We start from the raw sequence: 20,457 nt of genomic DNA, 5'->3' as shown, positions 1-20,457 counted from the left end.
TAATGAGTATATTAAATTTTATTGATGTGATTATTTAGTTATGTCAGTTCCACATTTACACTTTTTCTGGTGACATTATAAATATCATTTGCTATGCGAAAAAAATGAAATTGTGATGGTGGTTTGAAAACGGATTTCTGCTAATAGCAATATTTTATTGTTTTGAAAATGTCCGTGTAATACGCGTAATCCCGATTGTCTCTAATGTTTTAATAAAGTGCGTAGCAAGAATTTGCTATTGCACCACGATTTTAAAGGGCAAGCTATCCGCAGAATGCCAACAATTTGCTGATACGGCCTTTTATAGTAAGCCTCGAAGTATTCTACTTGCCAGTAAGGAGTCCGCTGGTAAAGACACGAACTCTGCTTAGAAGGTGTCACAATGAACGATTCACTAAAAGCGCAATGCATTGCTGAGTTTTTGGGTACCGGGCTGTTTTTGTTTTTTGGTATTGGCTGCCTGAGCGCTCTGAAAGTCGCAGGTGCCAGCCTGGGATTGTGGGAGATCTGCATCATTTGGGGTCTGGGGATCTCGCTTGCAGTCTACCTGACGGCCGGGATTTCTGGCGCGCATCTCAACCCTGCTATCACCATCGCACTGTGGCTGTTTGCCTGTTTTCCGGGGCGCAAAGTTTTACCTTACACTGTGGCGCAGGTCGCGGGGGCCTTTGGTGGCGCTTTGCTGGCTTATTTGCTCTACGGCAGTCTGTTTACCGAGTATGAGTCGGCCCACCAGATGGTGCGCGGCAGTCTGGAAAGCCTGCACCTTGCCAGTATTTTTAGTACTTATCCTGCGGCGGCGCTCAGCGTCTGGCAGGCAGCGTTGGTCGAAGTGGTGATTACCTCCATTCTTATGGGGATGATCATGGCGCTGACTGACGACGGTAACGGCGTTCCTAAAGGTCCGTTGGCGCCATTGCTGATTGGTATTCTGGTTGCTGTTATCGGCGCATCCACCGGTCCGCTCACCGGATTTGCGATGAATCCGGCGCGTGATTTTGGTCCTAAATTGTTTGCCTGGATGGCCGGGTGGGGAGATGTTGCGATGACCGGTGGGCGTGATATCCCTTATTTCATTGTACCGATTGTGGCCCCTATCATCGGCGCGTGCGCGGGTGCAGCAATTTATCGTTATTTGATTGGCAAAAATTTACCGTGTAATACGTGTAAGCTGGACGAAAATGAGAGCTAGCTTCACAGAAGAAGTTTATTTTTGAAAAGTAAAAACTGTTTTCGTGATCCGGTATCCTGAACTGCCCAAAAAGTCTCCCAAGAATGGGAGACTTTTGTTATGTTCAATTACGACTTTCATCAATGCTCAGGATGGCAGGGTGAAAACGAATGTGAATAATATGTTTTATTTATAACAATAAATTAACTGAGAGGTTTTATCATGATTTCTGCGAGTGCCCTGAACTCAGAACTCATTAATAAAATCGCACAGGATTTTGCGCAGGCCACCAGTCTGGCCGTTGTGGTTGTCAATATTCACGGTGATGAAATTTCTGAGCTTTTTAATTTCACCCCTTTTTGCCAGTTGATGCGCCAGCATCCTCAGCACAGTACCCGTTGTCGTATGAGCGATCGCTGTGGAGGGCTGGAAGCCTCTAAATCCGATCAACCCTGCATCTATCGCTGTCACGCCGGACTTACCGATTTCTCAATTCCGCTGGTCATTGCGGGGCACCTGGTAGGGTTTGTGCTTTGTGGCCAGGTACGCTTAAGTAACGATGTTGGTTTGGTCGATATTCTGAATGTAGATGACCGCTGGCAAGCCGATCCCGAACTGGTCAACGAGTTTCGTAATGTACCGGAAATGGACTATTCGCGAGTCATCGCCTCAGCGGATCTGCTGAAGCTCATCGTAGAAAATTGCCTTAAGAAACAACTTAATTTTGTGGTTATCAAAGATAACCCGCAGCAGTCAGAGCCGGTACGCGCTAACCGCAGTACCAATCCTCATGACAGCAAAATGAAAAAAGCACTGCGTTATATTGATGCGCATTTATCAGACGAATTGCGTCTGGAGGATGTCGCCTCTCATGTTTACCTTAGCCCTTACTATTTCAGCAAATTGTTCAAAAAATATCATGGTATCGGTTTTAACGCATGGGTAAACCAGCAGCGAATGGCCAGTGCAAAAGAGCTGCTTTGCCACAGTGACTGGAGCATAGCCAGCATTGCGCGTAATTTAGGATTTTCGCAAACCAGTTATTTTTGCAAAGTTTTTCGTCAAACGTATCAGGTCACGCCGCAGGCATTTCGCCAACAAATAAATGTCATTTCACGTGGCGAATCCGCTTAAATGGCAATATTTTGCTATTGCCGATTTTTGATATAGGGCGCTATGCCAGTCATTATAAAATGAAAAGTAGCGACAGCAGTCAATAAATTGTCATAGCGCAACAAAATATTAGTATTAGAGGGATAAACTGCACCAGTTTTTATTTTTGTGATGAGATACAGTGTCTCTGTGAATGACTTTCTTTATTCTTTGTTGGCACTTTCATTCAGAATGCGAGCATATGAATAAGTGGGTTTATGCCAGGTAATTGGTTGAATGAACCCGGCAAGATATTAAATTGAATTATTGTCATGAGGTCGTGAATTTACCTCATAACAGAGAGCTTAATTAATCAGGCTCTTGAACTGACAGGTTTGCCACATTTGTGGTAGGGAAGGGGGTGAGAATCCCCCGCAGCCCCCGCTGCTGTGATGCTGACGACCCCGTATTGACCACTGATCGCAAGATTGGGAAGGACGGGTGAGGATGACGCTAAGCCAGAAGACCTGCCTGTCAGTGACTACCAACAACTTCGGTGGGAAGTGGGTGGTTCAGATGCATACAGTCGAGAGACTGGGTATCTTTACACCCCTACCACCCTGAACAGGATCAGGGTATGGCGGCCAATTTTCACGCTTTTGTTCTTGCAGGTACCGGAAGCGGCTGTGGTAAAACCACGGTGACGCTGGGCCTGTTGAGCTTGTTGAAAAAACGCGGTTTACGCGTCCAGCCTTGCAAAGTAGGCCCCGATTACCTTGATACCGGCTGGCATACCGCGGTATGCGGCACTGCTTCCCGCAATCTTGATAGCTTCATGCTTCCCGTCCCCACCCTGAATGCTTTATTTCGCGAGCACATGCAACATGCGGATATCGCCGTTATTGAAGGCGTTATGGGGTTGTATGACGGATACGGCACCGACCCAAACTACTGCAGCACCGCCGCGATGGCCAAACAGTTAGGCTGTCCGGTTATCCTACTGGTTGATGGCAAAGCCGTTTCCACTTCGATCGCCGCGACGGTAATGGGGTTTCAGCATTTTGATCCAACCCTGAATATTGCCGGCGTTATTGTTAACCGGGTTAACAGCGAAACGCATTACCAGCTCCTGAAAGTTGCAATTGAGCGTTACTGCGCTGTACCCGTCTTAGGCTACGTTCCCCGTATGGAAGGCGTTGCGCTTCCCGAGCGTCATCTGGGTTTGGTTACCGCGCGTGAGTCGGTTATCAACCAGCAGCCGTGGCAGGCGTTTGCCGCGACGCTGGAGCAAACCCTTGATATCGACGCGCTGCTGAGATTAAGCCAGTTAGACACGCTTCCTGCTGGTGAATGGCCAGCGCTGCCCGCCGCAGACGCCGGGGTAGGGCTAACGCTTGCCATCGCCGATGACGAAGCGTTCAATTTCTACTACCCGGACAACATTACGCTACTGGAGCGCACGGGGCTTAAGATTGTCCGTTTTAGCCCGTTGCACGACACCTGTTTACCCGACTGTCAGATGATCTGGCTGGGGGGCGGATATCCTGAGTTACATGCTGCGGCGTTGGCCCGTAATATTGCAATGCTTAACCAACTGCGGGCGGCGCACCAGCAGGGTGTCGCGATTTATGCCGAGTGCGGGGGGCTGATGTATCTCGGCAGTTCGCTGGAAGACAGCCAGGGTGATACCTGGCTGATGGCGGATATCATTCCCGGTCACAGCAAAATGGGAAAACGTCTGACCCGATTTGGCTACTGCGAAGCGCAGGCCGCGCAGCAGACGTTGTTAGCTGCAGAAGGCGAAGTGCTGCGCGGACATGAATTCCACTACTCCGATTTTACCCCTGAAACCCCCGCGGTGATGAACTGTCGCAAAGTGCGCGATGGCAAAACGCTGCAAGCCTGGTCCGGCGGCTGGCAGGTGGGAAATACCTTTGCCAGCTATCTACACGTTCATTTTGCTCAACGTCCGCAGATGCTTAACCACTGGCTGGCAGCCGCGAGGAGCGCACTATGACCATCCTCGCGTGGTGTGTTGCCTGGCTGCTTGATTTTATCATCGGCGATCCGCAGAACTGGCCGCATCCGGTGCGCTGGATTGGCAATCTGATTTCTGCAGTGCAGCGAGTTGTTCGGCGTTACTGCCATAGCGACCGTGCGCTACGCATCGGTGGCGCGGTGATGTGGATTGTGGTGGTGGGGCTGACCTGGGCTGTGTCCTGGGGAGTACTGGCGCTGGCGCACTCTATTCATCCCTGGCTTGGTTGGGTGGTTGAGGTCTGGATGATCTTTACCGTGCTGGCCGGGCGCTGCCTGGCAAACGCCGCGCAGGATGTCGAGCGTCCGCTACGTGCCGGTAACCTTGCTGCAAGTCGGGAAAAGCTGTCATGGATTGTGGGACGCGATACCTCGCAATTACAGCCACAACAGATCAACCGCGGCGTAGTGGAAACCGTGGCTGAGAACACCGTTGATGGCATCATCGCGCCGCTGTTCTTCTTGCTCCTCGGCGGTGCGCCTCTGGCGATGGCCTACAAAGCGGTAAACACCCTTGACTCCATGGTGGGCTACAAACATGAAAAATACCGTGCTATCGGTATGGTCAGCGCTCGTCTGGACGATGTCGCAAATTATATTCCCGCGAGACTAAGTTGGCTGCTGCTGGGCGCAGCGGCATTTTTATGTCGCCAGGACGGCGCGCGTGCTTTGCAGATTGGCTGGCGCGATCGCTACAACCACAGCAGCCCCAACTGCGCGTGGTCAGAAGCGTCCGTTGCCGGGGCATTAGGAATTCGTCTGGGTGGTCCTAATGACTACTTTGGCGAGCGCGTTGAGAAACCGTGGATCGGTGATGCACAACGCGACATTTCGGTAGACGACATTTCCCATACGATTCGATTGATGTGGGTGGCATCGATGCTGGCACTGGCGCTGTTTATTGCGCTGCGGTGGCTGCTGGTCGGTGTAGCCTGAGGACAACACAATGCAATATATCCAGCAACCCCAGGCGATTGAGGCCAAAAGTTTCGACATTATTGGCGAGATCATCCGTGAAACCCGTCCGGACTATCAGTTTGCCAGCCCGTTACATGAAGCCATTATCAAGCGGGTCATTCACACGACAGCGGATTTCGACTGGCTGGACATTCTGTGGTTTTCCAGTGATGTGCTGGAGCAGTTCTGTGCGGCGCTTAGCCGTTCGAGCGTGATTTATACCGACACCACTATGGCCCTTTCCGGGATTAATAAAACGCTGCTGGCAAAATTCGGTGGCGAATGCCGCTGCTACATCAGCGACCCGCGGGTCGTGCGGACGGCAAAAGAGCAGGGCATTACCCGGTCAATGGCGGCCGTTGACATTGCGGTGAAGGAAGAGGGTGAAAAGCTGTTTGTGTTTGGCAACGCGCCGACAGCGCTGTTCCGCCTGCTTGAGCATGATGTGGCCGTCAGTGGTGTCGTTGGCGTACCGGTTGGGTTCGTCGGTGCCGAAGAGTCGAAAGATGCACTGACCCAAAGCCATCTGCCCGCCATTGCTGCGTTAGGTCGTAAAGGGGGAAGTAACGTCGCCGCCGCGATCGTCAACGCCATGCTTTATCACATGCAGGGGGCGCGATGAGCGAGTCCTTCGATACGCCGGTGTGGCACAACGGTAAAGCGCTGCGTAAAGGATATACCACGGGATCGTGCGCGACGGCGGCGGCAAAAGTGGCGGCGCTGATGGTATTGCGTCAGCACCTGATCCATCAGGTTTCTATCGTGACGCCATCAGGTGTGACGCTGTGTCTGAACGTAGAGTCACCACATATCGAAGGACAGCAGGCGATAGCCGCCATCCGCAAAGACGGTGGCGATGATGTGGATGCCACCCACGGCATGCTGATTTTTGCCCGCGTGACGTTAAACGATAGCAAAGAGATAACCCTTCAGGGCGGGGAAGGCGTTGGCACGGTAACCCGCAAAGGGATCGGCCTGCCGGTGGGCAGTTCGGCGATTAATCGCACACCTCGCCAGACCATTGAGTCTGCGGTTCGTGAGGCGATTGGTCCGAATCGTGGGGCGCAAATTGAAATTTTCGCGCCGGAAGGCGAAGAGCGGGCGCAAAAAACCTACAACTCCCGCCTTGGCATTCTGGGCGGCATTTCGATCATTGGTACGACTGGGATCGTCACGCCGATGTCAGAAGAAAGCTGGAAACGTTCACTGTCGCTGGAGCTGGAAATTAAGCGAGCGGCGGGGCTGGAGCGTGTCGTACTGGTGCCAGGAAACCACGGCGAACGTTTTGTGCGTGAGCAGATGGGGATCGACACCCAGGTTGTGGTCACTATGAGCAATTTTGTCGGCTACATGATTGAAGAAGCCGTCCGTCTGGGGTTCCGACAAATTGTGCTGGTGGGACACCCTGGTAAGCTCGTCAAAATTGCGGCGGGGATCTTTCATACCCACAGCCATATTGCCGATGCTCGCATGGAAACGCTGGTGGCCCACCTCGCGTTACTGGGGGCGCCGCTGGAACTGCTCACGCTGGTCAGCGACTGCGATACCACCGAGGCGGCGATGGAACACATAGAAGCATACGGTTTTCAGCACATTTACAACCATCTGGCTAAGCGCATCTGTATGCGCGTTCTGCAAACGTTGCGCTTTACCAAAAATCCCCCGACCTGTGACGCCATCATGTTCTCTTTTGATAATCAGGTGCTTGGAAGTAATCGCCCGGTCGCAGAGATTGCTGAGGAGATGCAATGTTAACCGTTGTAGGGATGGGGCCAGCCGGTTTGCATTTGATGACGCCTGCTGCGCGCGAAGCGGTCGCAACGGCTGATGTTCTGGTCGGTGGAAAGCGACATTTGCAGCAATTCCCGGATTTTACCGGTGAACAGTTTGTTCTCGGCGCCAATATTCTCGAACTTTTGAACTGGATTTGCGCGCACCAGGAGAAACGCGTTGTGGTGCTGGCATCTGGCGATCCGCTGTTTTACGGCATCGGGACGCGCATGGTGGCGCATTTCGGTATTGAAAATGTGCGCATTATTCCCGGTATTAGCGCGGTGCAGTACCTGTGTGCGCAGTCCGGTATTGATATGAACGATATGTGGCTGACCAGTAGCCATGGTCGCAGCGTCTGTTTCGATGAACTGGCGCGACATAACAAGGTGGCTATGGTGACAGATGCGCAGTGCGGCCCGCGTGAAATTGCGCAGCAGCTCATTGCACGAGGCAAGGGACATCGCTGGATGGTGATTGGCGAAAACCTGGCAATGGAAAACGAACGGATCCATTTCCTGCCTGTGAACGAAGTTAACGCCGACTATGACATGAATGCAGTGGTGATCCTTGATGAAAGATGAGCTGTTTTTACGTGGAGAGAAAGTGCCGATGACCAAAGAAGCGGTACGTGCACTTGCCCTCTCAAAACTTGAATTACACCGCGCCAGTCACCTGATTGATATTGGCGCGGGAACCGGCAGCGTGTCGATAGAAGCCGCGCTGCAATACCCTGGATTGCGCGTGACGGCAATCGAGCGTAACCCGGCGGCGCTCAGGTTGTTGGATGAAAACCGCCAGCATTTTGCCTGTGCAAACATCGACATTTTTCCCGGTGTTGCGCCGATGACCATCGCTGAAAAAGCCGATGCCATTTTCATGGGCGGCAGCGGCGGCCATTTGACTGAACTGATTGACTGGTCAATGCGTCAATTGCATCCCGCAGGGCGGCTGGTGATGACATTCATCCTCCAGGAAAACCTCAACACCGCGCTGGCACATCTGGACCATCTTGGCGTACCGGGAGTGGATTGCCTGCAGCTACAGGTTTCCTCGCTTACCACGCTTGGCAGTGGTCACTATTTCAAACCGAATAACCCCGTATTTGTTATCGCCTGTCAGAAGGAAGGAAACCATGTCTGAGATTTTTGATCCCCGTAGCGTGTGGTTTGTTGGCGCAGGTCCTGGCGATCGCGAGCTGATTACCCTCAAAGGTTACCGGTTGCTACAGCAGGCGCAGGTTGTTATCTACGCCGGCTCGCTGATTAACACGGAATTGCTGGAATATTGCCCTGCTGGTGCTGAATGCCACGACAGCGCTGAACTGCATCTGGAGCAGATCCTTGATCTGATGGAAGCCGGAGTGAAAGCGGGTAAGACCGTGGTGCGTCTGCAAACCGGCGATGTTTCGCTGTACGGTTCCGTGCGCGAGCAGGGCGAGGAACTGACCAAACGTGGGATTGACTGGCAGGTGGTGCCCGGCGTCAGCGCATTCCTTGGTGCGGCGGCGGAGCTGGGCGTTGAGTATACCGTGCCTGAGGTCTCACAGAGCCTGATCATTACCCGCCTGGAAGGACGCACGCCGGTGCCGGAGCGCGAACAGCTGGAGTCATTTGCCAGTCACCAGACATCTATGGCGATTTATCTGTCCGTTCAGCGTATTCATCGTGTGGCCGAGCGTTTGATTGAAGGCGGTTATCCGGCGACCACGCCCGTGGCGGTGATCTACAAGGCAACCTGGCCGGAAAGCCAGACTGTGCGCGGTACCCTGGCGGATATTGGCGACAAGGTTCGTGATGCGGGCATCCGTAAAACGGCCCTTATTCTGGTCGGTAATTTCCTGGGCTCGGAGTATCACTACTCCAAACTCTATGCGGCGGACTTTAGCCATGAATACCGTAAAGCCTGAGTCAATTGCGCTTTTTTGCCTGACCCCGGGAGGTGTTACGCTGGCAAAACGTCTGGCGGCCATGCTGCCGGTCACCTGTTTTACCAGTGAAAAGCTGCTGGAGGAGGGATTTATTCCTTTCGAAAACGGCTTTGCGAATACCGCCCGCGAAGCGTTTGCGAATTACTCGGCGCTGATTTTTATCGGTGCGACCGGCATTGCGGTGCGCGTGCTGGCCCCGCTGGTCAACGACAAATTTTGCGATCCGGCGGTGGTGGTCATTGATGAACGCGCCCAGCATGTCATCAGCCTGCTCTCCGGTCACGCGGGTGGTGCCAATGCGCTGGCGCGGTATCTGGCGGGCATGTTGGGCGCCGATCCGGTGATCACCACGGCGACGGATGTCAACGATATGGCGGCACTGGATACGCTGGCATTTCAACTGAATGCCCGGATGAGTGATTTCCGTTCGGCGGTGAAGATCGTTAATCAGATGCTGGTCAGTAATAAGCGGGTTGGGCTGTGGTGGGATGATGAACTGACGCAGGATGTCAGTCATTGCGACCGGCGCGGATTTATCACGGTAACCGATCTCAATCAGCTTCCTGAACTGGATGCGCTGGTGTGTATCACCTTACGCACCAACTTACCCGATCTGCCTGTTCCGCACTGGAAGCTGGTGCCGCAGCGTGTTGTGGCCGGAATTGGTTGTCGTCGTGACACGCCGTTCCCGTTGCTGGCCGCGCTGCTTGCCAGGCAACTCGAAGCCCAGCAGCTCGATCCGCTGGCGCTTAAAGCGATTGGCAGTATCACGCTGAAAAAAGATGAACAGGGACTTATCCAACTGGCTTCGTGCTGTCGCGTTCCTTTCGAAACCTTTACTGCTGACGCGCTGCGTGAGCATGAACACCGTTTTCCGGCCTCATCGTTTGTTCGCAAAACGGTGGGTACAGGAAGCGTTTCCGGTCCTGCAGCCTGGCTGCTGAGCCACGGAAAACTGTTAGGCGAGACCCTGCGAGAACAGGGCGTCACTATCACTTTGGGAGTTTCACACTGATGTTAAGCGTAATTGGAATTGGCCCTGGCTCGCAGGCAATGATGACCATGGAAGCCGTTGAAGCATTGCAGGCAGCGGAAATCATCGTTGGCTATAAAACCTACACCCACCTGGTAAAAGCGTTCACTGGCGACAAGCAGGTGATCAAAACCGGGATGTGCAAAGAGATTGAACGCTGCCAGGCGGCGATCGAACTGGCGCAGGCAGGTCACAATGTGGCGCTGATCAGCAGCGGTGATGCAGGGATTTACGGTATGGCCGGGCTGGTGCTTGAGCTGGTCAGCAAGCAAAAGCTGGACGTTGAGGTCAGGCTGATCCCAGGAATGACGGCCAGCATTGCCGCCGCCTCTTTGCTGGGCGCGCCGTTGATGCACGACTTCTGCCACATCAGCTTAAGCGATCTGTTAACACCGTGGCCAGTTATCGAAAAACGTATAGTGGCTGCCGGCGAAGCAGACTTTGTAATCTGTTTCTACAACCCGCGCAGTCGGGGTCGCGAAGGACATCTGGCGCGCGCATTTGAGCTGCTTTCTGCCAGCAAGAGCGCGCAAACGCCGGTGGGTATTGTGAAGTCAGCCGGACGTAAAAAACAGGAAAAATGGTTGACCACCCTGGGTGAAATGGACTTTGAACCGGTTGATATGACCAGCCTTGTGATCGTTGGCAACAAAACAACCTATGTTCAGGACGGCCTGATGATCACGCCACGAGGTTATGTGCTGTGAATTACGGTGATGTGTTGGTCATGGGCGGTACCAGCGATGCGCGCATGCTGTGCCAACAACTGGACGCAGCCAATGTGGCCTACACCCTGTCAGTTGCGACTCCAACGGGGAAGCAGCTGGCGGGAGATATCAAAGGTCAGGTGCGCTGCGGGCGTCTGGAGCGCGAACAAATGATTGCCTGGCTACAGGAAAATCGGACGCGCTGGGTGATAGACGCCTCGCATCCGTATGCCGAGGTGGTGAGCCGCAACATCATGAACGCCTGCGAAGCGGCGGGGGTACTGCTGAGCCGCTATCAACGTCCTGAGCAGTTAAGCGGTTTAACCCACCCGCAGCTTTATACCGTACAGAGTATTCAGCAAGCCTGCGAGGTTGCGCGCCGTTTCGGTGACCGCGTGCTGCTGACGACCGGCAGTAAAGATCTGGCTATCTGGCGCGAAGGGTTGCCTGAAAAAACGCTGTTGGCGCGCGTCCTGCCTGTACCCGAGGTTATTCAGCAATGCGCGGACCTGGGATTTGGCGTCGGTGAGATTTTTGCATTGTGCGGGCCGTTTAGCGCCGAGTTCAACGCTGCGTTTTACCGCCAGTGTCAGGCTGATGTGGTGATCACTAAGGCATCCGGTGCGGAAGGTGGTTATCAGGAAAAAGTTCAACCCTGTCTGGATGCTGGTATCCCCTGCATCGTGATTACACGTCCGGCACCGTTGGTGACGGGAGAAGAGTTACTGGAAAGTCAGGCCGCCTTTGGGGCGCGTTTAACGCGCTGGCTGGCCGCTGCTTAAGGAGTTAGAGATGAAAAAGGCGCTTCTGGTGGTCAGCTTTGGCACCAGCTATCACGACACCTGTGAGAAAAATATTGTGGCTTGCGAGAGCGATCTCGCAGCCAGTTGCCCTGACCGCGACCTGTTCCGGGCGTTTACCTCCGGGATGATTATCCGCAAGCTCAAGCAGCGCGACGGCATTGAGATCGACACGCCGCTGCAGGCACTGCAAAAGCTGGCGGATCAGGGGTATCAGGACGTGGCTATTCAGTCGTTGCACATTATCAACGGTGATGAATACGAAAAAATTGTCCGCGAAGTGCAAAGCATGCGCCCGCTTTTTTCTCGCCTGACGCTGGGTGTTCCGCTGCTGAGCAGCCATGACGATTACGCCCAGCTGATGCTGGCGCTGCAACAGCAAATGCCGGTGCTTGGCGAAAATGAAAAAGTGGTGTTTATGGGACACGGTGCCAGCCATCATGCCTTTGCCGCCTATGCCTGCCTCGACCATATGATGACGGCACAGCGCTACCCGGCGCGGGTTGGGGCGGTGGAAAGCTACCCGGAAGTCGATGTGCTGATTGAAAGTTTGTCTCAGGAAGGGGTGACGGCGGTGCATCTGATGCCGCTGATGTTAGTTGCTGGCGATCATGCCATCAATGATATGGCCTCTGACGAAGAGGATTCCTGGAAAACATTGTTCAATGCGGCCGGGATACCGGCTACGCCGTGGCTCAGTGGTCTGGGTGAGAATCCGGCGGTTCGCGCTATGTTCGTGGCGCATTTACAACAGGCGCTTAATGTGGCGCTGGAGGAAGCAGCATGAGCGGAAAACTGTACGCATTAAGCACCGGACCAGGCGCTTCCGATCTTATCACCGTGCGGGCCGCACGCACGCTGGGTACGCTGGATATTCTCTATGCGCCCGCCGGGCGCAAAGGTGGCGACAGTCTGGCGCTGTCGATCGTACGTGAATATATCGGCGAGCAGACCGAAGTTCGCTGCTGCCATTTTCCTATGAGTGCTGACAGCGCCGAAAAAGAGGCGGTATGGGATGACGTTGCGGCCGCGCTAGTTCAGGAAGTCGAAGCGGGTAAGCAGGTGGGCTTTATTACACTCGGCGACGCCATGCTGTTCAGCACCTGGGTTTTTTTACTCCAGCGTATTGGCTGTCCTGACTGGTTAGAAATCGTCCCGGGCGTGACCTCTTTCGCTGCGATTGCCGCGCGTTCAAAAACGCCGCTCGCCATGGAGCAACAGTCACTGGCCGTGGTCTCCTGTACCGCGCCGGAAGCGGAAATCCAGCAGGCGTTAAAGCAGCATGACAGTCTGGTGCTGATGAAGGTATACGGTCGTTTTGCGCGCATCAAAGCGCTGCTGCAACAAGAGGGTTTGTTGGGCTGTGCATTGATGATGTCTGAAGCCACGCTGCCGGGTGAACAGTGCTGGCGTCATCTCGATGAGGTGAGCGACGATCAGCCGCTGCCTTATTTCTCGACCATTCTGGTCAATAAACAGTGGGAGTATGCACAATGAAGCTTGAACAACAGCTAAAACAGCTGTCTTTCAGCGGGTTGGCTGCGGCGCTATTACTGATGGTTGTTCCTGAACAAGCGTTCGCCATGCACATAATGGAAGGTTTCTTGCCGCCGATGTGGGCGCTGGCCTGGTGGCTGCTGTTTTTGCCGTGCCTGTGGTACGGGCTGGTGCGGCTGCGCCAAATCGTGCAGGAAGATAGTCACCAAAAAGTGTTACTGGCTTTGTGCGGCGCGTTTATTTTTGTGCTGTCGGCGCTGAAAATTCCTTCTGTTACCGGAAGTTGTTCGCACCCTACCGGGGTAGGCCTGGCGGTTATCCTGTTTGGACCGGGCGTGGTGGCAATCCTCGGGGCAATCGTCCTGCTGTTCCAGGCGCTGTTGCTGGCGCACGGTGGTTTGACAACGCTTGGCGCTAACGGCATGTCGATGGCGGTGATTGGCCCGGTAGTGGGTTACATGGTATGGAAAATGGCCTGCCGTGCGGGGTTGCGTCGTGATGTTTGCGTCTTCCTGTGCGCGATGCTGGCGGATCTCGTCACCTATTTCGTGACCTCGGTGCAACTGGGCGTGGCGTTCCCGGACCCATCCGCTGGTGCTACGGGTTCAATCATCAAGTTCATGGGGATTTTCTGCCTGACGCAGATCCCAATTGCGATAGCGGAAGGTCTGCTCACCGTAATGATTTATGACCAGTTAACCAAACGGCAGTTGATTACCGCTCAAGGACATTAACGATGAAAAAGACGCTGATTTTGTTAGGGATGGTAGTGGCGCTGGTGATCCTGCCGTTCTTTATCAACCATGGTGGAGAGTACGGCGGCTCAGACGGTGAGGCGGAGAGTCAGATTCAGGCAATTGCCCCACATTATGAGCCGTGGTTCCAGCCGTTGTATGAACCGGCAAGCGGTGAGATTGAAAGCCTGCTGTTTACGCTCCAGGGATCGCTGGGCGCAGCCGTGATTTTCTACATTCTGGGTTACACCAAGGGCAGGCAACGCCGTGATGACCGGGCTTGACAGGCTTAGCTATCAAAGCCGCTGGTTTCATGTCTCACCCGTGCGGAAATTTCTGCTCTGGCTGATGATGATGATTCTGGCGTTTACTCTGCCCCCGTTGGGGCAGGGTATTGAGCTGTTACTGATTGCCGCGCTGAGCTGCTGGCTGCTGCGCATTTCCTTCTGGCGCTGGTGTCGCTGGATGGCATTACCGTTTGGTTTTCTGACGGTCGGCGTCGTGACCATTCTGTTTAGTTTTAGCCGCGATCCGCAGACGCTGCTGGCCAGCATCCCCGTTGGAAGCTATTGGTTAGGCGTTAGCGATCCAGGGCTTGTCACCGCCAATGAAACCTTCTGGCGCAGCCTGGCTGCGCTGGCGGCGACGTTCTGGCTGGTCCTGAATCTGCCGTTTCCGCAATTAATTATCTTACTCAAACGCGCGCACGTTCCTCGCCTGCTCACTGAGCAGATCCTGCTAACCTGGCGCTTTATTTTTATCCTGTTAGACGAGGCGCTGGCTATTCATCGCGCACAAACGCTACGTTTTGGTTATCGTAGCTTGCCGTTGGGCTATCGCTCGCTGGCGATGCTGGTGGGATTGCTGTTTACCCGCGTGTTGATCCGCTACCAGCAAATGACCACCACACTGGATATCAAACTGTATCAGGGTGATTTTCACCTGTAAGGAAAAGTATGCTTGCCACTTCAGCGCTTTGGTTTCGCTATCAGGATGACCCAATCCTCAAAGGGCTAACGCTGGACTTTTCAACGCATGCCGTCACCGGGCTGGTAGGTGCTAATGGCTGCGGGAAATCCACGCTGTTTATGAACCTGAGTGGTTTACTGCGCCCGCAGGAAGGCGCGGTGATGTGGCAAGGCAAACCGCTGGATTACAGCAAGCGCGGCCTGCTGGCGCTGCGTCAGCAGGTGGCAACCGTATTTCAGGATCCCGATCAGCAAATTTTTTATACCGATATCGACAGCGATATTGCCTTCAGCCTGCGCAACCTTGGGGTGGATGAGACTGAAATCTCCCGCCGGGTGGATGATGCGCTCACGCTGGTCGATGCCCAGCATTTTCGCCATCAGCCTATTCAGTGTTTAAGCCACGGGCAAAAAAAACGTGTGGCGATTGCCGGGGCGTTGGTGTTGCAGGCGCAGTATTTGCTACTGGATGAGCCTACTGCGGGCCTTGACCCATCAGGTCGCACGCAGATGATTGAGATAATCAAACGCATCGTAGCGCAAGGAAACCACGTGGTTATCTCCAGCCATGATATCGATCTTATCTATGAAGTCAGCGATGCAGTGTACGTTTTACGCCGGGGTGAAGTGCTAACGCACGGCTCGCCGGGTGATGTGTTTGCCCGGACGGATCTTATTGAACAAGCGGGATTAACTCAGCCCTGGCTGGTGAAGCTGCATACCGAGCTGGGCTTCCCGCTGTGTAAAACAGAGGCTGAATTTTTTAGCTGTATGCGAGAGAACGCACTGAAGGAGGCGTCATGACGCAGGCAATAATGTTGCAGGGAACGGCATCTGATGTAGGTAAAAGCGTGTTGGTCGCCGGTCTGTGTCGAATTTTTTATCAGGATGGACTGCGTACCGCACCGTTCAAATCGCAGAACATGGCGCTGAACTCTGGCATTACGCCAGAGGGCAAAGAGATGGGCCGCGCGCAAATTTTTCAGGCTGAGGCCGCCGGTATTACGCCAGATGTGCGTATGAATCCGGTGCTGCTTAAGCCGACCAGCGATCGTAAAGCGCAGGTTGTGCTGATGGGCAAAGTGGCAACCGATATGGATGCGGTGAGCTACCACGAGTACAAACCGAAACTACGGGATCAAATCCTGTCTGTTTATAACAGTCTGGCGCAGGAGTTCGATGTGCTGGTACTGGAAGGGGCGGGAAGCCCGGCTGAGATTAACCTGCGCGATCGCGATATCGTCAATATGGGTATGGCTGAAATGGCGCAGTGCCCTGTCGTTCTGGTGGCGGATATCGACCGCGGCGGGGTGTTTGCCTCCATTTACGGCACGCTGGCGCTACTGCACGACCATGAACGCGCCAGGGTAAAAGGGGTGATCATCAATAAGTTTCGCGGTGATGTGGCGTTGCTGTATTCCGGGATTGAGCAAATTGAAGCGCTGACCGGCGTTCCGGTCCTGGGCGTCATGCCATGGCTGGACGTTGATCTGGAAGATGAAGATGGCGTTGCGCTGCAAAAGGGCAAATATTTGCGCACAGACAAACGCGACATCGATATCGCCGTTGTTCAGATACCACACATTTCTAACTTTACTGATTTCAATGCGCTTGCCGCACAGCCGGATGTGCGCGTGCGCTATGTTCGCCAGCCTGAAGAGTTGGCGGGGGCCGATCTGGTGATTCTGCCCGGCAGCAAAAACACCCTGGGCGATCTGGTGTGGCTGCGTGAAAGCGGGATGGCGCATGGCGTGGTGCAATTACATCGTAATAACGTACCCGTAGTGGGGATTTGCGGTGGCTATCAAATGCTCGGCGAAACCATCATTGATGAAGTTGAGTCAGGACTCGGTACGTTGCCGGGTCTGGGCTTGCTCGATACCGTAACGCATTTTGCCCAGCATAAAACCACGACCCTGGTTGAGGGACAAATGTCCTCCTCGCTGCCGGACTGGCTGGCGGGTACCGCGGGATTATCCGTTCGCGGTTATGAAATCCATATGGGCGAAACGGCATTAACCGAGGAATGCCGGTCGGTGATGACGCTGCGTAAAGACGGCGGTAACGTGGCTGATGGCGCGGTCACTGCCGATGGCCTGGCGTTCGGCACCTATCTTCACGGTCTGTTCGACAGCGATGAATTTACCCGTGCGCTGGTTAATGGCCTGCGAGAACGTAAAGGGTTAGCGCCGCTGGATTCCACCTTCCATTACGCGCAATATAAATCGCAGCAGTTTGATCTGCTGGCGGATGCGATGCGGCAACACATCGATATTGAGAAAATTTATACCATCATGCAGCAACACCGGGAGCCAGTATGATGATTCTGGTGACTGGCGGCGCGCGAAGCGGCAAGAGTCGGCATGCGGAAGCGCTGATCGCAGACTCTCCAAACGTTTTGTATATCGCGACTTCGCAGATTTTTGATGAGGAGATGGCTGCGCGAATTCAGCATCATCGTGACGGACGTCCTGCGCACTGGCGGACAGCCGAACGCTGGCAACATCTCGATGAACTGATTACGGCAGCAAACGATCCACAAGAAGCTATTCTGCTGGAGTGCATCACCACGATGGTGACCAACCTGCTGTTTGCGCTGGGCGGTGATAGCGACCCGGATAGCTGGGATTACGCGGCGATGGAGCAATCTATTGAGGATGAAATTCGTTCGCTGATTGCGGCCTGTCAGCGCTGTCCGGCCAGGGTTGTGCTGGTCACTAACGAAGTCGGAATGGGGATTGTTCCGGAGAACCGTCTGGCACGGCATTTTCGCGATATTGCAGGACGTGTGAACCAGCGACTGGCGGCGGCGGCTGATGAGGTCTGGCTGGTGGTATCAGGAATTGGAGTCAAAATTAAATGAGTAAGTTGTTCTGGGCAATGCTCTCTTTTATTAGTCGCTTGCCCGTTCCTGCTCGCTGGTCGCAAGGACTGGATTTCGAGCACTATTCACGTGGCATTGTGATGTTCCCGCTAATTGGCGTGGTGCTGGGAGGGCTGACGGGGCTGGTCTTTATGGCGCTGCAGCCCTGGTGTGGGGTGCCGTTGGCGGCCCTGTTTGCAGTCCTCACGCTGGCGTTATTGACCGGGGGATTTCATCTCGACGGTCTGGCGGATACCTGTGACGGTATTTTTTCGGCCCGTCGACGCGAGCGGATGCTGGAAATCATGCGTGACAGCCGGCTGGGGACTCACGGTGGACTGGCGTTAATTTTCGTGTTGCTGGCAAAAGTGCTGGTGGTGAGCGAACTGGCTTTGCGGGGCACGCCGATGCTGGCGGCGCTTGCAGCCGCTTGTGTCGCCGGGCGGGGTACCGCTGTTTTGCTGATGTATCGACATCGCTACGCCCGCGAAGAAGGGCTGGGCAACGTCTTTATCGGTAAAGTCACCGGGCGTCAAACCTGCGTCACGTTGGGATTTGCAGCGATCCTGGCTGCCGTGCTTCTTCCGGGCATGCGCGGCGTGGCGGCGCTGGTTGTTACGATGGTGGCGATTTTTATTCTTGGGCAGTTATTAAAACGCACGTTGGGTGGGCAGACCGGCGATACGCTGGGCGCAGCCATTGAACTTGGCGAGTTGATTTTCCTGCTGGCTCTGCTCTGAGTCAGCCAACATACTGGAACCCTTATGCAGACTTTAACCTCTTTACTCCACGCAATCCCTTCACCTGATAGTGCTGCGATGCTGCGTGCACAGCAGCATGTCGATGGCTTGCTTAAACCGCCGGGAAGTCTTGGTCGGCTCGAGTCGCTCGCCGTGCAACTGGCCGGAATGCCGGGTCTGAAGGGCGTACCACATGTGAATGGCAAAGCGATGCTGGTGATGTGCGCCGATCACGGTGTATGGGATGAAGGGGTTGCCGTTTCGCCTAAAATCGTCACGGCTATTCAGGCTGCTAATATGACGCGTGGGACGACAGGCGTTTGTGTGCTGGCCGCTCAGGCGGGGGCAAAGGTACATGTGATTGATGTCGGCATCGATGCTGAGCTTATCCCTGGCGTGGTGAATATGCGCGTGGCGCGCGGCTGCGGCAATATTGCACAAGGCCCGGCGATGAGTCGTTCGCAGGCCGAGGAGCTGCTGCTGGAGGTTATTCGCTATACCCATGAGCTGGCCAAAGATGGCGTAACGCTGTTTGGCGTCGGTGAACTTGGTATGGCAAATACGACGCCAGCGGCGGCAATCGTCAGCGTGCTGACCGGCAGCGATGCCGAGGATGTAGTAGGCATCGGCGCTAACCTGCCGCTTTCAAGAGTAGGCAATAAAGTCGATGTTGTGCGGCGAGCAATTGCCGTCAATCAACCGGATCGTAATGACGGTATCGATGTGCTGGCTAAGGTAGGCGGGTTTGATCTGGTCGGCATGGCGGGGGTGATGTTGGGGGCGGCCTCCTGCGGCCTGCCGGTCGTGCTGGACGGTTTTCTCTCTTATTCCGCTGCGCTGGCAGCCTGCCAGATTGCGCCGCAGATTAAACCTTACCTGATCCCGTCACATTTCTCCGCCGAGAAGGGGGCTCGCACCGCGCTGGCGCATCTTGAACTGGAGCCGTATCTCAATATGGGGATGCGTTTGGGCGAAGGCAGCGGGGCCGCGCTGGCGATGCCGATTGTTGAAGCCGCCTGTGCAATGTACAACAACATGGGGCAGCTTGCCGCCAGTAACATTGTGCTTCCGGATGGTAAGGAAGCATAGTTACGTGAGTTCCTGACCCCGCCTTATGGCGGGTTTTTTTATGCGGATTTTAGGCGTAACCCACTAAAACAGATAATAAAAGCTATAATTAACGGATATCTGCTGCGGCGAAGGAAAGGAAAAAGATGCGTCGTGTAAAACTGCTTTGTTCACTCATTATGCTGCTCGTGAGTCAGAGCGCGCAGGCGGTGAGTTATCCGCTCCCGCCTGAAGGCAGTCGCCTGGTGGGGAGCCCTTTGACCATTACGGTACCTTCAGGAAACACTCAGCCGTTGGAAGCTTTTGCCGCGCAGTACGGACAGGGGTTGAGCAATATGCTGGAGGCCAATCCCGGCGTGGATGTTTTTCTGCCTAAGTCTGGCTCTACGCTGGTTGTGCCACAGCAACTGATATTACCGGATACTGTACGCGAGGGGATCGTAATCAACGTCGCAGAAATGCGCCTTTACTATTATCCCGCTGGCAGCAATACGGTTGAGGTTTTACCCATTGGCATTGGCCAGGCGGGCAGAGAAACGCCGCGTAACTGGGTGACGGCGGTAGAACGTAAGCAGGAAGCACCAAGCTGGACGCCTACGCCGAATACCCGGCGCGAATACGCAGCACGTGGGGAAAGCCTGCCGGCGTTTGTTCCTGCCGGGCCAGATAACCCGATGGGACTGTATGCGATTTATATCGGCAGGCTTTATGCCATTCATGGCACAAATGCGAATTTCGGTATTGGTCTGCGGGTAAGTCAGGGGTGTATCCGTTTGCGTAATGACGACATTAAATATCTGTTTGATACCGTACCGGTAGGGACGCGTGTGCAACTGATAGACCGACCGGTGAAATACAGCGTAGAGCCGGACGGTAGTCGCTGGGTGGAAGTGCATGAACCACTGTCACGAAACCGGTCGGAATACGAGTCTGACAGAAAAGTTCCCTTGCCAGTCACCCCCGCGCTGCGTACCTTCATCAGCGGGAATGACGTGGATATGAGTCGCGGAAATCAGGCACTGGAAAGACGCTCCGGCATGCCGGTGAATATCAGTCTGACTCAGACCCATTACTAATTTTCAAGGCGACC

Annotated in this window: 23 protein-coding genes and 1 riboswitch; all 23 genes read left to right on the top strand. The window is 54.4% G+C overall.

The genetic code is table 11. The annotated features are described in order from the left end of the window. The first annotated feature begins 382 nt into the window (after positions 1-382). Positions 383-1,192, top strand: a complete 810-nt coding sequence (pduF, locus tag OGW44_RS20755; protein ID WP_016153527.1) for a propanediol diffusion facilitator PduF — start codon at positions 383-385, stop codon at positions 1,190-1,192. A 201-nt stretch (positions 1,193-1,393) separates the two neighbouring features. Next, a complete protein-coding gene (pocR, locus tag OGW44_RS20750; protein ID WP_016153526.1) occupies positions 1,394-2,305 on the top strand; it encodes a transcriptional regulator PocR in 912 nt (303 codons plus the stop codon). A 332-nt stretch (positions 2,306-2,637) separates the two neighbouring features. Continuing rightward, positions 2,638-2,812: riboswitch (cobalamin riboswitch) on the top strand. A gap of 88 nt (positions 2,813-2,900) precedes the next feature. Then, complete coding sequence (locus tag OGW44_RS20745) at positions 2,901-4,280, top strand: cobyrinic acid a,c-diamide synthase CobB (protein ID WP_185654818.1); 1,380 nt, start codon at positions 2,901-2,903, stop codon at positions 4,278-4,280. Next, on the top strand, positions 4,277-5,236 hold the full coding sequence (gene cbiB / locus OGW44_RS20740) for an adenosylcobinamide-phosphate synthase CbiB (RefSeq protein ID WP_047357938.1): 960 nt from the start codon (positions 4,277-4,279) through the stop codon (positions 5,234-5,236). Before OGW44_RS20745 ends, cbiB begins: the two co-directional genes overlap by 4 nt. Before the next feature lie 10 nt (positions 5,237-5,246). Continuing rightward, on the top strand, positions 5,247-5,879 hold the full coding sequence (locus OGW44_RS20735) for a cobalt-precorrin-8 methylmutase (RefSeq protein WP_185654817.1): 633 nt from the start codon (positions 5,247-5,249) through the stop codon (positions 5,877-5,879). Next, the gene (gene cbiD, locus OGW44_RS20730; protein ID WP_016153523.1) at positions 5,876-7,012 is read left to right on the top strand and encodes a cobalt-precorrin-5B (C(1))-methyltransferase CbiD; all 1,137 of its coding nucleotides are present in this window, start codon (positions 5,876-5,878) and stop codon (positions 7,010-7,012) included. Before OGW44_RS20735 ends, cbiD begins: the two co-directional genes overlap by 4 nt. Beyond that, entirely contained in the window at positions 7,006-7,611 is a 606-nt protein-coding gene (locus OGW44_RS20725; protein WP_137352154.1) for a cobalt-precorrin-7 (C(5))-methyltransferase, read from the top strand. Before cbiD ends, OGW44_RS20725 begins: the two co-directional genes overlap by 7 nt. Next, positions 7,601-8,170: a decarboxylating cobalt-precorrin-6B (C(15))-methyltransferase gene (locus OGW44_RS20720; protein ID WP_016153521.1), complete on the top strand. Its 570-nt coding sequence runs from the start codon at positions 7,601-7,603 to the stop codon at positions 8,168-8,170. Before OGW44_RS20725 ends, OGW44_RS20720 begins: the two co-directional genes overlap by 11 nt. After that, positions 8,163-8,936, top strand: coding sequence for a cobalt-precorrin-4 methyltransferase (locus tag OGW44_RS20715; protein ID WP_003030275.1), 774 nt, complete (start codon positions 8,163-8,165; stop codon positions 8,934-8,936). The genes OGW44_RS20720 and OGW44_RS20715 overlap by 8 nt, the downstream gene beginning before the upstream one ends. After that, entirely contained in the window at positions 8,917-9,972 is a 1,056-nt protein-coding gene (gene cbiG / locus OGW44_RS20710) for a cobalt-precorrin 5A hydrolase (RefSeq protein WP_016153520.1), read from the top strand. Before OGW44_RS20715 ends, cbiG begins: the two co-directional genes overlap by 20 nt. Continuing rightward, a complete protein-coding gene (locus tag OGW44_RS20705; RefSeq protein WP_003030278.1) occupies positions 9,972-10,697 on the top strand; it encodes a precorrin-3B C(17)-methyltransferase in 726 nt (241 codons plus the stop codon). Before cbiG ends, OGW44_RS20705 begins: the two co-directional genes overlap by 1 nt. Beyond that, positions 10,694-11,479 carry a cobalt-precorrin-6A reductase gene (locus OGW44_RS20700; protein WP_016156865.1) on the top strand — a complete coding sequence of 262 codons (786 nt, stop codon included), beginning with the start codon at positions 10,694-10,696 and terminating at the stop codon, positions 11,477-11,479. The genes OGW44_RS20705 and OGW44_RS20700 overlap by 4 nt, the downstream gene beginning before the upstream one ends. A 10-nt stretch (positions 11,480-11,489) precedes the next feature. Next, on the top strand, positions 11,490-12,284 hold the full coding sequence (gene cbiK, locus OGW44_RS20695; RefSeq protein WP_016156864.1) for a sirohydrochlorin cobaltochelatase: 795 nt from the start codon (positions 11,490-11,492) through the stop codon (positions 12,282-12,284). Next, positions 12,281-12,994: a cobalt-factor II C(20)-methyltransferase gene (locus OGW44_RS20690; RefSeq protein ID WP_016156863.1), complete on the top strand. Its 714-nt coding sequence runs from the start codon at positions 12,281-12,283 to the stop codon at positions 12,992-12,994. Before cbiK ends, OGW44_RS20690 begins: the two co-directional genes overlap by 4 nt. Next, positions 12,991-13,728, top strand: a complete 738-nt coding sequence (cbiM, locus tag OGW44_RS20685; protein WP_016153516.1) for a cobalt ECF transporter S component CbiM — start codon at positions 12,991-12,993, stop codon at positions 13,726-13,728. Before OGW44_RS20690 ends, cbiM begins: the two co-directional genes overlap by 4 nt. Before the next feature lie 2 nt (positions 13,729-13,730). Then, positions 13,731-14,012, top strand: coding sequence for an energy-coupling factor ABC transporter substrate-binding protein (locus OGW44_RS20680; protein WP_006683999.1), 282 nt, complete (start codon positions 13,731-13,733; stop codon positions 14,010-14,012). Further along, entirely contained in the window at positions 13,999-14,676 is a 678-nt protein-coding gene (locus OGW44_RS20675) for an energy-coupling factor ABC transporter transmembrane protein (protein ID WP_185654880.1), read from the top strand. The genes OGW44_RS20680 and OGW44_RS20675 overlap by 14 nt, the downstream gene beginning before the upstream one ends. A gap of 8 nt (positions 14,677-14,684) precedes the next feature. Beyond that, the gene (locus OGW44_RS20670; protein WP_016153514.1) at positions 14,685-15,500 is read left to right on the top strand and encodes an energy-coupling factor ABC transporter ATP-binding protein; all 816 of its coding nucleotides are present in this window, start codon (positions 14,685-14,687) and stop codon (positions 15,498-15,500) included. Continuing rightward, on the top strand, positions 15,497-17,017 hold the full coding sequence (locus OGW44_RS20665) for a cobyric acid synthase (RefSeq protein WP_049270773.1): 1,521 nt from the start codon (positions 15,497-15,499) through the stop codon (positions 17,015-17,017). The genes OGW44_RS20670 and OGW44_RS20665 overlap by 4 nt, the downstream gene beginning before the upstream one ends. Then, positions 17,014-17,559, top strand: coding sequence for a bifunctional adenosylcobinamide kinase/adenosylcobinamide-phosphate guanylyltransferase (gene cobU, locus OGW44_RS20660; RefSeq protein ID WP_016153512.1), 546 nt, complete (start codon positions 17,014-17,016; stop codon positions 17,557-17,559). The genes OGW44_RS20665 and cobU overlap by 4 nt, the downstream gene beginning before the upstream one ends. Then, entirely contained in the window at positions 17,556-18,299 is a 744-nt protein-coding gene (gene cobS / locus OGW44_RS20655; RefSeq protein WP_016153511.1) for an adenosylcobinamide-GDP ribazoletransferase, read from the top strand. Before cobU ends, cobS begins: the two co-directional genes overlap by 4 nt. Before the next feature lie 24 nt (positions 18,300-18,323). Continuing rightward, positions 18,324-19,388: a nicotinate-nucleotide--dimethylbenzimidazole phosphoribosyltransferase gene (cobT, locus tag OGW44_RS20650; RefSeq protein ID WP_016156857.1), complete on the top strand. Its 1,065-nt coding sequence runs from the start codon at positions 18,324-18,326 to the stop codon at positions 19,386-19,388. Positions 19,389-19,513: 125 nt separating this feature from the next. Then, complete coding sequence (gene ldtA / locus OGW44_RS20645) at positions 19,514-20,443, top strand: L,D-transpeptidase (protein WP_185654816.1); 930 nt, start codon at positions 19,514-19,516, stop codon at positions 20,441-20,443. Positions 20,444-20,457: the final 14 nt, after the last annotated feature.

This window comes from Citrobacter sp. Cb023 (genome assembly GCF_030336805.1).
In the GTDB taxonomy this organism is placed as follows: Bacteria; Pseudomonadota; Gammaproteobacteria; order Enterobacterales; family Enterobacteriaceae; genus Citrobacter; species Citrobacter braakii.
The sequence above is the reverse complement of the archived record's forward strand: the minus strand, read 5'-3'. Positions and strand labels throughout refer to the sequence as shown.